This is a genomic window from Reella acinonychis, assembly GCF_052384575.1.
Taxonomy (GTDB): domain Bacteria; phylum Pseudomonadota; class Gammaproteobacteria; order Enterobacterales; family Pasteurellaceae; genus JBQSUQ01.
This window is the reverse complement of record NZ_JBQSUQ010000014.1, coordinates 43,919-54,033: the sequence shown is the minus strand read 5'-3', so window position 1 is coordinate 54,033 and position 10,115 is coordinate 43,919. Positions and strand designations below refer to the sequence as shown.

10 protein-coding genes are annotated in these 10,115 nt (G+C 37.4%); 7 read left to right on the top strand and 3 right to left on the bottom strand.

Annotated elements, in window-relative coordinates; genetic code table 11:
* Positions 1–36 precede the first annotated feature (36 nt).
* Positions 37–2,541: a class I adenylate cyclase gene (locus ACT2CV_RS06655; protein WP_464973085.1), complete on the top strand. Its 2,505-nt coding sequence runs from the start codon at positions 37–39 to the stop codon at positions 2,539–2,541.
* A 53-nt stretch (positions 2,542–2,594) separates the two neighbouring features.
* Complete coding sequence (gene narL, locus ACT2CV_RS06650; RefSeq protein ID WP_464973084.1) at positions 2,595–3,224, top strand: two-component system response regulator NarL; 630 nt, start codon at positions 2,595–2,597, stop codon at positions 3,222–3,224.
* A gap of 40 nt (positions 3,225–3,264) precedes the next feature.
* On the opposite strand, the gene ACT2CV_RS06645 is transcribed toward narL, so the two are convergent.
* Complete coding sequence (locus ACT2CV_RS06645; RefSeq protein WP_464973083.1) at positions 3,265–4,335, bottom strand: AI-2E family transporter; 1,071 nt, start codon at positions 4,333–4,335, stop codon at positions 3,265–3,267.
* Positions 4,336–4,435: 100 nt separating this feature from the next.
* Between ACT2CV_RS06645 and ACT2CV_RS06640 the strand changes: the two genes are divergently transcribed.
* Together ACT2CV_RS06640 and ACT2CV_RS06635 are read left to right on the top strand one after the other, a co-directional pair.
* Positions 4,436–4,711, top strand: coding sequence for an alternative ribosome-rescue factor A (locus tag ACT2CV_RS06640; protein ID WP_464973082.1), 276 nt, complete (start codon positions 4,436–4,438; stop codon positions 4,709–4,711).
* 14 nt (positions 4,712–4,725) lie between these two features.
* Positions 4,726–5,022, top strand: coding sequence for a DUF5377 family protein (locus ACT2CV_RS06635; RefSeq protein ID WP_464973081.1), 297 nt, complete (start codon positions 4,726–4,728; stop codon positions 5,020–5,022).
* A gap of 30 nt (positions 5,023–5,052) precedes the next feature.
* Here the strand turns inward: ACT2CV_RS06635 and ACT2CV_RS06630 are convergent, their stop codons facing one another.
* Together ACT2CV_RS06630 and gorA are read right to left on the bottom strand one after the other, a co-directional pair.
* Positions 5,053–5,916, bottom strand: coding sequence for a DMT family transporter (locus tag ACT2CV_RS06630; protein ID WP_464974035.1), 864 nt, complete (start codon positions 5,914–5,916; stop codon positions 5,053–5,055).
* Positions 5,917–5,958: 42 nt separating this feature from the next.
* On the bottom strand, positions 5,959–7,329 hold the full coding sequence (gene gorA / locus ACT2CV_RS06625) for a glutathione-disulfide reductase (protein WP_464973080.1): 1,371 nt from the start codon (positions 7,327–7,329) through the stop codon (positions 5,959–5,961).
* Positions 7,330–7,527: 198 nt separating this feature from the next.
* Between gorA and ACT2CV_RS06620 the strand changes: the two genes are divergently transcribed.
* The 3 genes from ACT2CV_RS06620 (at position 7,528) to ACT2CV_RS06610 (ending at position 10,110) form a co-directional block, all read left to right on the top strand.
* Complete coding sequence (locus ACT2CV_RS06620) at positions 7,528–8,538, top strand: YeiH family putative sulfate export transporter (protein ID WP_464973079.1); 1,011 nt, start codon at positions 7,528–7,530, stop codon at positions 8,536–8,538.
* A 101-nt stretch (positions 8,539–8,639) separates the two neighbouring features.
* Positions 8,640–9,410: an amino acid ABC transporter substrate-binding protein gene (locus ACT2CV_RS06615; RefSeq protein ID WP_464973078.1), complete on the top strand. Its 771-nt coding sequence runs from the start codon at positions 8,640–8,642 to the stop codon at positions 9,408–9,410.
* On the top strand, positions 9,394–10,110 hold the full coding sequence (locus ACT2CV_RS06610) for an amino acid ABC transporter permease (RefSeq protein ID WP_464973077.1): 717 nt from the start codon (positions 9,394–9,396) through the stop codon (positions 10,108–10,110). Before ACT2CV_RS06615 ends, ACT2CV_RS06610 begins: the two co-directional genes overlap by 17 nt.
* The last annotated feature ends 5 nt before the right edge of the window (positions 10,111–10,115 follow it).

The window sequence follows — 10,115 nt, the reverse complement described above, 5'->3', positions numbered from 1 at the left end:
TAAGCAAAATTTATTGCTAACAGTAGAGCGTACTTTTTGAAATACGACTTAGAATTTGCAAAAAAACAAGTATTGGATCTCGAAAAGTTCCGTATTATCAGAGCATTATCAGGGACTTCAACTGAGTTTCAATACGTATTTAAATTAATTCCTTTATTATTGCATATAAACCACCCAGATTTGCCAGGCTATATAGAAGATAGCCCGACGGGGATCTGTGGCTTCAATTTATCCGATTACCAACAGCAATATCTTGAACAATTTTTTTCTCATCTTTCTTTCCACGAAATTAATGCATTTTCTCACCGCACTTTTGATGCAATTTATGGTGTCTATGTGATGGGGAGTATTGCATCTGTTTCACAAACTTCCGCTTCTGATTTGGATATTTGGGTCTGTCATCGTGAAGATCTTAATTATCACGAAAGAGAAAAACTACAAGAAAAAATGAATGCATTGCAAGAATGGGCGAAGCAATTTGAAGTCGATATGAATCTGTTTTTGATTGAGCAAGATCGCTTCCGTAGTTTCCGTTATTCTGATGTACTTACTGCTGAAAATTGTGGTTCCGCGCAATATATGTTGTTACTAGATGAATTCTATCGTTCAGCAATACGTTTAGCGGGCAAACCATTACTTTGGCTGCATTTGTTAGTGGAAGATGAAAAAGAATATGAATCGGAAGTCGAACGTTTAATTTTAAATAAGGTGATTAATCCTCAAGATTGGGTTGATTTTGGCGGATTAAGTCAGTTTTCGGAAAATGAATATTTTGGTGCGAGTTTGTGGCAGTTGTATAAAGGCATAGATTCGCCTTATAAATCTTTAATCAAAATCTTATTGCTCGAAGCCTATTCTTGGGAATATCCAAACACCTATTTAATCTCGTCTGATTTTAAACAGCATTTATTGACGGATCGTACCGAAGACCAGCATTTTGATCCTTATTTAGCTATGCTTGAGCGGGTAACAGCTTATTTAACTTATCTAAAAGATTTCGAACGTTTAGATTTTGTAAGACGCTGTTTCTATATTAAAGCCACTGAAGATTTGTGGTACAGCAAGACGAAGAGTTGGCGTTTTGATTTATTAGATGATTTAACAAAACAATGGGGTTGGAAAGCGGATGTTGTTGATGAGTTGAACCAGCGACCATTTTGGCAGATTAAACGTGCGAAAAAATCGCATCATATTTTAGTCAACTTATTAATGCAAAGCTATCGCAAGCTTATTGGCTTTGCGCGCCAGCACAATCTTGATGACAATATCATGCCACAAGATATCAGTATATTATCTCGCAAACTATATAGTGCTTTTGAAGAAATTCCGGGCAAAGTGTCTTTATTAAATCCGTTGATTTCGACAAATCTGGCTGAACCGCATTTGACATTTATTGAAGTGAGCAAAACAGGTACAGCAATGAAACCTGGTTGGTATATGCTGAATCATGCTCCTAGCATATCAGCATTATCTTCGGAGCGTTATGTCGAATACAACCCTAATTTGCATAAATTAGTGGCTTGGGCTTACTTTAATGGTTTACTAACCCAACAAACCAAAGTGTATATTTCAAGTGAGCATGTGTCCTTGCAGAAATTAACCTCTTTTATTACGGATTTAGGAGAATTTTTTCCTGTTCATGTGCCTCCTGCAAGCAATGAAGATTTACATCATCCTTGTGAAATTCGTCATTTAGCGATATTAGTCAACTTGGTCACCGATCCAACTCGTGAAATTATCAAGCCGAAAAATCACATTCAGAAAGGGGACTTATTTAGCTTTGGTCCTAATGAAGAAAGCTTAGTAGGCAGTATTGATTTGGTTTACCGTAATTTATGGAATGAAATCAGAACCTTACATTTTGAAGGCCCGAATGCCATTTTATTAGCTTTAAAAGTGCTTTCTAAAAAGATTCACCGCGGTTCTGTGTCACCTCGTTCATTAGAAATATTTTGTTATAGTGAACATTACCAATCAGCTTTGCGTGATTTAGTGGCAAATTTAGTCAAAAAATGCATTAGTATCCAAACAGAGAACTTGCCTCAAACACAGAATTTATTACGAATTGCAGGGCGCAACTGGGAATTCTTCTTTGAAGAAAAAGGCATGAGTTGGCATGAAATGCCTGATATTGCTATTGCGAATGTGGATGAGTTAGCGAATACCGCAGAATTTGAGAAAAAAGCACCGCACTTTCAGCAAAAAGTGACCTCCTATACAAAACAAAAATATCCAGTTGAAATCGATGCTTTTGCTAGCGAGGGTTTCTTACAGTTTTTCTTTAAAGATAACACCAATGGCACTTTCAATGTCTATATTTTAGATGAAGATAACCATATTGAAATTTACCGCCAATGTGATGGTGATAAAGAACAAAAAGTGAAAGAAATTAACCGCATTTATAATCAAGCTGATCGTGAAGGAAATAATCCTTATGGTATAGTGCAGAGCGATTTTAATTATCCTCAGTTTTACCAACTAGCTTATGAGCGTGATGGCAGAAAGATCGTACCTTTTAATTGTGTTTCTCAAATGACATAAATCATCAGATTGATTATAATAGAGCCTAATATTAGGCAGATCGAGGACAGCGTATGATAGATAAAACCAAGATCGTGATTATTGATGATCATCCTTTAATGCGTCGTGGTATCAAACAACTTATTGAATTGGATGCTGGATTAGAAGTTGTAGGCGAGGCGAGTAATGGCAATGAAGGTGTATCTCTTGCATTACAGACAGATCCTGATTTAATTATTTTAGATTTAAATATGAAAGGGCTTTCAGGATTGGATACCTTGAAAGCTTTACGTAATGAAGGTGTTGATGCACGTATCGTTATTTTAACGGTGTCTGATGCCAAGAATGATATTTTTGCCTTAATTGATGCGGGGGCTGATGGTTATTTATTGAAAGATACCGAGCCAGATACCTTATTAGCGCAAATTAAGCAGATTGCACAAGGCGAAATTATTTTAAGTGATAGTATTAAAGATTTACTGTTAGAGCGCCATCCATCACAAGATCCGATTTATTCATTGACTGATCGTGAAATGGATGTATTGCAATTAATTGCCACCGGTTTGTCTAACAAGCAAATTGCGGGGAAATTATTTATTTCTGAAGAAACAGTAAAAGTCCATATTCGTAACTTATTGCGGAAGTTAAATGTTCATTCGCGGGTTGCGGCTACGGTATTATACCTAGAACATAAAGGTGGTTGATAATAAAGAAAATGGGCTGAACAATATTCAGCCCATTTTTTTACTTATTGATAATAATATCATCATTGGATGGCCACGCATTCACGACGGCTTTCACCAATGTCGCCAGTGGAATGGCGAAGAAAACGCCCCAAAATCCCCACAATCCTCCAAAAATGAGTACAGAAATAATAATGGTGAGAGGATGTAAGTTAACCACTTCTGAGAACAGGAAAGGAACCAAAATATTTCCATCCAATAGCTGACTAATCACAAAAGCAACCATGATGTACCAAAAAGTGGAGTGATCGCCAAATTGGAAAATGGCGACTAAAGCAACTGGGATGGTCACAATAACTGCGCCCACATAAGGAATTAAAACGGATATGCCAACCGCAACAGAAAGTAGTAGCGGATAATTTAAGCCAAAGGCGAGGAAAATAATGTAGGTTACCAACGTAACAATAATAATTTCGAGTAATTTACCTCGAATATAATTGGCAATTTGCAGCTGCATTTCTTGCCATACGGTAGTCGCTAAACGACGGTTTTTAGGTAAAAAACGCATAAATGAAATAATCAGTACGCGTTTATCTTTCAACATAAAGAACATCATCAATGGTACTAAAAAAGCATAAATGCCAATAGACACCAAGTTCACGATAGAAGTTAATGAAAATTTGACCGCACTTTCACCAAAAGAAAGGATTTTTTCTCTTGTTGAACTAAATAGACTATCCACCATTTGATAATCAATTAATTCGGGATAAGACTCGGGGAGTTGAGCTAACCATTCATGTAATTTATTAAACATAATTGGAAGGTCGCTTAATAAATTAACGGTTTGATTAATCAAATTAGGTAGTAAACCGAAGGTTAACGCGAGCACGAGAGTAATGAAGCTACCTAAAACCAGAATAATTGAAAGAATACGAGGAACGCGTAGTTTTTTGGAAATAAAGTTAATGGGAATTTCCAGCAAATAGGCTAAAACCACCGCAACAAGAAGAGGTGCAATGAGATCGCTAAAGAAATAAATTGCAATAAAGCCAAACAGCAAAATAGCAGCTAATCCCATGGCTTGTGGATCGCTAAAACGGCGAATATACCAACTTTTTAGCATCTCAATCATAAATTTTCCTTTTCTCATCTATCGTATTTTTGTTGATTATAAGTTAAAATCTTGAGGAATTACATATAATAATCGCCATTTGTAAATAAGTGAGGAAATTATGGCAAACAAAAAAGGCATTTTATCGGATGCAGATAAAATGCAAAGCGCAATCCCTTATCAGCATCATCGAGGGGTTATTCGAGATAATGCAATTCAGGCGTTATTGAGCGATCGATTATTCCGTCAACGGATTGAGAAAAAGTTAAAAGGCAAAGGCAGCTATCAGCGTAAAGCGAAGCATGCGGCAAAATGGTTTGAAAAGCCCGATCATAAAATTTCTGTTAATAGAGGTTTTATGATCGGGTTTTTCTTTAATAACAATAGATTACATTAAAAAGGAAATAAAATATGGCAGTAACAACAGAAGTACTATTTAACAATACATGGAATGTGCGAATTAGCGATCCGGGTGAGGAAGGCGCGAAAAGCCATTTTTTTGAAACCATTTATATTACGTTGGAAGCGCATATTGATAACGACAATGTGGTTTATGAATTTACCCGTAAAATTGAAAATGATGTGAAAATTGACCGCACTTTTTCTGATGTAAATGAATTATTTAAGTTCTTAGCGGAATATTTAGATCCTGTTGCATTGGGCAATCTTGGTGTGAAAATTGGTGCATTAGGCTTAGTAAAACCATAATAAAGTGCGGTGATTTCACCGCACTTTTTGTTATTCACTTTTTTGTGTAAATCTTGGCATTACGCTCGAGATAACCATCGATCCCACAATAATCCAAATCCCCAACCAAGAGAGAGTTGAGACTTGCTCATTAAGCAAAATAATGGCTGCAAATACCCCAAATATTGGTTCGAGAGCGGTTAATAATCCCGCCATATTGGCTTTTGTGTAATGCAATCCTTTATTCCATAACCAAAATGCAATCCAGCTACAAAATATCGCGAGATAGAGAAGAGAAATCACGCCTTCTTTATTCCAGTTAATTTGCCAGTTTTCTGTGAGTAGTAAAGTAAAAGGCAAGCAAGTGATGGTGCCAAGTACAATGGAAATAACGGTATAGCTTTGCGCACCAATTCGGTTAATCATCGCTTGTGTCCAGCGTAAACAAGCGGAGAAGCTAATGCCAGCTAACAAGACCAACGTACAACCTAATAAGGTGATTTCTCCTTCATCACTTCCACCAGCGATTAATACTGCAACGCCAGAAAAGGCGAGAATGCCGAATAACCAATGATACCAGCCGGCTTTATCTTTGAAAAAGAAATGGCCGATAAAGACAATTAATATAGGCTCTAAGCCAATAATGGTAATGGCGCTTGAGGCGGAAGTATATTTCAGTCCAAAAAATTGTAATAAAAAGATCACTGGGTAGTTAATAAACCCAAGCCACCAGAGTTGCGAACGCAGTGATTTATCCACTTTGCGCCAATGACGTAAAAAAAGTGGAAAAATGCATACAGAAATAATAAGCAAGCGCGCTTGAACTGTGAGCACAGGATCAAGCATAGTGAAGGCATATTTACCAGCGACTAAAGAGCTTGCCCAAATAGCAAGTGCAATAATTAAATAAATCATAGGTAGAAAAAGTGCGGTAAATTTCACCGCACTTTTATATCCTTAACGCATAGTTACAAATTCTTCAGAACCTGTTGGGTGAATAGCAACGGTATTATCAAAATCAGCTTTTGTTGCGCCCATTTTGATTGCTACCGCAAATCCTTGGATCATTTCATCGACACCGAAACCAATGCCATGTAAACCGACAATTTTTTCTTCTTTACCCACACAAACCAACTTCATACGACAAGGTTGGCGATGTTGAGTCACAGCGCTATACATTGGGGTGAAAGAAGATTTATAGACTTTCACATTTTCTGCACCATATTGCTCAATAGCTTTAGGTTCTGTTAAACCAACAGTACCAATCGGCGGATGGCTAAAAATAACCGTTGGTACAAGGTTGTAGTCCAAATGTTCGTTCGGTTTGTTGTTAAATAAACGTTCAGATAAACGACGACCCGCAGCAACAGCAACAGGCGTTAATTCAATTCCACCTTCAATAATATCACCAACAGCATAAATGCCTTCCACATTGGTATTTTGGAATTTATCTACTTTGATGAAACCACGTTCATTAGTTGCAACACCTACAGCTTCTAAATTAATCACATCTGTGGCTGGCTCACGACCAATTGCCCAAATGACGCAATCCACTTCTTGAGAGCGGCCATCCGCTAATTTCAAGGTTAAAGAACCATCAGCATTTTTCACGACTTCTTGTGGAATAGCTTGAGTATGTAACTGGATACCATCTTGAGCAAAAACTTCTAACAAGGTGTCAACCACTAATGGATCTTGACTGCGTAGTGGCGCATGTTGGCGAACAAATAAATGGGTTTCAACACCAAAACTATTGAACACTCCTGCAAGTTCAACAGCAATATAGCCTGCACCAACAATAGCAGCACGTTTTGGTAATTGACTGAGTTCAAATACACCGTCAGAGGTAATCCCATATTCAGCACCTTTTACATTAGGCACGCTTGGACGACCACCAGTGGCAATTAAAATATGATCCGCAGTCACTAATTCTTTTTTACCATCGGCATAGCTGACTTCTACGGTATGTTGATCAACAAAGCGCGCAAAACCATTGAGTACATCAACGTTATTTTTGCCTAATACATTGCCATAAGAGGTATGAATACGGCTGATATAAGCTTGACGGCTTTCAACAAGCTTCGCGTAGTCAAAGTTTTTTACGTCTAAATCAAAGCCATAGTCTGGTGCGTAACTATGAATTGCCTCAGCGATTTGTGCGCCATACCACATCACTTTTTTCGGTACACAGCCTGCGTTTACGCAAGTACCACCTAAATATTTCGCTTCTACAATTGCACATTTCTTGCCATAGCTTGCTGCACGATTAATGGACGCAATGCCACCGCTACCACCACCAATCGCTAAATAATCGTAATGTTTTGTCATTATTAGTTTCCTTTCTTCTCTTAAAACAGTGGCAATATTCTGCCTAAAAAGCGATTAAAGTGCAATCAAATGCAGGGATTATTTATGCGTAGGACGATAAAAGCGCGGTGCTTTTTTAGTAAGTTTTATAAGAATTAGTTTAATTCTGTGGTGAAATATTTTATGCTAGCAACCACTTGTTATCACAAGGAAAAAATAATGAAAAATAAAACACTTTATATCGGATTAATCTGGATTGCTTTCCTGACTTTTGTGGTAGATTTACTCGCGCATTCTCAATTTGCTATGCAGATGAAAGTGAGTTCATTAACTATCGCTATTTTATTAGGTATTTTGATCGGTAATACCTTTTATTCTAAAATCTCGGCTTATACCCAACAAGGAGTTTTGTTTGCCAAAGGCACCTTATTACGTTTAGGTATTATTCTTTATGGTTTTCGTTTGACCTTGCAGGATATTAGTAGTGTAGGTGTGAATGCCATTGCAACGGATGCCATTATGTTGACTTCCACATTCTTGCTAGCTATTTGGTTAGGCATTCGTTATCTCAATATGGATAAACAAACTGTCTTTCTAACGGCAGGGGGATGTAGTATTTGTGGTGCAGCAGCGGTAATGGCGATGGAACCTGTGACCAAGGCAGAATCTCATCAAGTGTCTGTTGCAGTTGCAGTGGTGGTCATTTTTGGCACCATTTCCATGTTTCTCTATCCGATAGCTTATCCCTATTTACAAGATTGGTTGACACCACATCAATTTGGCATTTATATTGGTTCAAGTGTGCATGAAGTGGCTCAGGTTTATGCCGCTGGTGGCAATATTAGTCCCGCTGTTGCGGATACTGCAGTGATCTCAAAGATGATCAGAGTGATGATGCTAGCGCCATTTTTACTGATTTTATCTTGGGCATTATCTAAGACGGATAATCAGGCAACACAAGGCAAAATCAATATTCCTTGGTTTGCATTTTTATTTATTTTAACCGCGGTATTAAATTCATTTTCTTTGTTACCACAAAGTGCGGTTAAATTTATTGTAGATTTAGATAGTCTGTTGTTAATTTCGGCAATGACTGCCTTAGGGTTAACGACACATATTAGTGCTATCAAGCAAGCGGGAGCGAAACCTCTTGTGCTTGGGGCAATGATTTATGTATGGCTGACCATTGGTGGATTTGTTGTCAATTTTAGTATGCAGCAACTTTTATAACTGTTATTCCAGTTAGTTATGAGAAATAATTTATAGTTATTGTGAAATTAGCAAAAAATTTTTTACAATCAAATCATATTCACTACGTTATTGGGGGAAAAATGAAATTTATTAAAGCAGCATTATTAGCCGGTTTAGCATTTGGCGTCGCAACACAGGCGAATGCAGGACCAATTGCAGATCGTGTAGAAAGTACAAAAACATTATTAGTGGGTACAGAAGGTACCTATGCACCTTTCACATTCCATGATGAAACAGGTAAATTAACGGGTTTTGATGTGGAAGTGATTGAAGCAGTTGCAAAACATCTTGATTTAAAAATTGAGTTTAAAGAAACACAATGGGACGCAATGTATGCGGGATTGAATGCACAACGTTTTGATTTAATTGCAAATCAAACCAATCCAAGCCCTGAGCGTTTGAAAAAATATATTTATACTGCGCCTTATAACTATTCTAATGCAGTGATTGTGACGCGTGCTGATGATGAAAGCTTAAAGCATTTTGCTGATTTAAAAGGTAAAAAGTCTGGACAATCTTTAACCAGCAACTTCACCAAAATAGCAAAAGCAAATGGTGCTGAATTGGTGACAGTAGATGGCTTAGCGCAAGCATTAGAATTAATCCGCCAAAAACGAGCTGACACAACAGTAAATGATAAATTAGCGGTATTAGATTATTTCCAAAAAATGCCTAAAGCTGGGTTAAAAATTGCAGCAGAAGGCGAGGAAAAAATTCCATCAGGTTTTGCAATCTTAAAAGGTGAAGAAGCACTTGTGGAGAAATTAAATAAAGCGATCGCTGAATTACACGCAGATGGCACATTAAAACAAATTTCAATTAAATGGTTTGGTGATGACATTACTAAATAACCTCTTCGCAAATTTGCCTTTTATGACCGAAGAACGAGCTGATCTAGTGATCAGCTCGTTTTGGCCTATGTTAGAGGCAACTATTCTGAGCACAATTCCACTTTCGGTGATTTCATTTTTCTGTGGGTTATTGATTGCTGTTGGTGTAGCCATTATTCGCACGACGCCTGCTCAATCCTTATTGCATAAATTGCTACACTGGATTTGTCGAGTGTATGTGTCTATTATTCGTGGCACGCCATTGCTTGTGCAAATTTTTATTATTTTCTATGGGTTGCCAGAAGTTGGAATTACCTTAGATCCTTTCCCAACAGCGATTATTGCTTTTTCGATTAATATTGGGGCTTATGCCTCGGAAACAGTGCGAGCGGCGATTTTATCTATTCCGAAAGGACAATGGGAAGCGTCTTATGCCATTGGGATGAATTATCCTCAAGCCTTTATTCGTACTATTATGCCGCAAGCAATGAGAGTATCTGTGCCACCATTAGCTAATACTTTTATTAGTACCATTAAAGATTCATCTTTGGCTTCTTTAGTATTGGTAACAGAATTATTCCGAATTGCTCAGAATGTGGCTGCGTCATCTTATGAATTTATTTTGGTTTATAGTGAAGCCGCATTAATTTATTGGATTGTTTGTTTTGTATTAGCGATTTTCCAACAAGGTTTAGAAAAACGTCTTTCTCAGCACTTATAGAGGTA